Genomic DNA, 810 nt, shown 5'->3' with positions numbered 1-810 from the left:
CGGCCTCGGCCGGGGAGCGGCCGGCGAGCCAGCTTCCGGCGCTGCCTTCGCCGGCGGGGGCTCCCGAGCCCGGTCCGCCGACGACGATGACCACGTTGGGGTCGCGCCAGACGTGGTCGGCGGCCCGGTCCGAGGTGAGCACGGTGGTGCGTTCCTGCCCGGTGCCCAGCGCCTCGCAGATGACGAAGGTGCGGTGCACGCCGGTGAGCAGCAGGGCGAGTTCGGCGGGTCCGGCGCCGGGCGCGGTCAGGACGGCGACCTTGGTGTGGGCGCGGCAGACGTTCACCGCCCGCCGCAGGGTGCGGCTGTGGGCGACGACGATCCGCGCGTCGTCCCAGGGCATGCCGGCGCGGGCGAAGGCCGCGGCCACCGAGGAGACGGCCGGGACGACCTCCACCTCGAGGCCGTGCTCGGGGGCACGGAGGGTGCGGACGACTCCGAAGAAGCCCGGATCGCCGTCGGCGAGGACCACGGCGGTGCCCCGGTGCTGGGCGATGCGGCGGGCGGCGAGCGGGAGGCTGCCCAGCCGCACCTGCTCGGCGGTGGGCGGCACCTCGGGCAGGGCGAGGTGGTGGGCGGCGCCGGCAACGAGGGTGGCGGCCGACAGCGCTCCCCGGGCGGAACCGGTCAGCGGCGAGCCGTCCCATCCGATCACGGTGACGCGGTCGGCCATCGGCGGGACTCTCCAAGGTGCGTCGCAGGTGGGGCGCGAGTGAGACTACCGGAGCCGTGCGGGGCGCGGCGCCACCCGGGCCGGTGGTGAGCCTTGCCCCAGGCGGAGTTGACGCGCCGCCGGGTCGGCGACCGTCC

General features: G+C 77.3%; 1 protein-coding gene. It reads right to left on the bottom strand.

All coding sequences use genetic code 11. The features are described from left to right. Positions 1-673, bottom strand: a 673-nt coding sequence (cbiE, locus tag ACYVE9_RS29100; RefSeq protein ID WP_461030869.1) for a precorrin-6y C5,15-methyltransferase (decarboxylating) subunit CbiE, incomplete at its 3' end; no start/stop codon positions are given. Positions 674-810 lie beyond the last annotated feature (137 nt).

It is taken from the genome of Streptomyces sparsus, from assembly GCF_054776295.1.
This window is presented reverse-complemented; position numbering and strand designations above follow the sequence as displayed.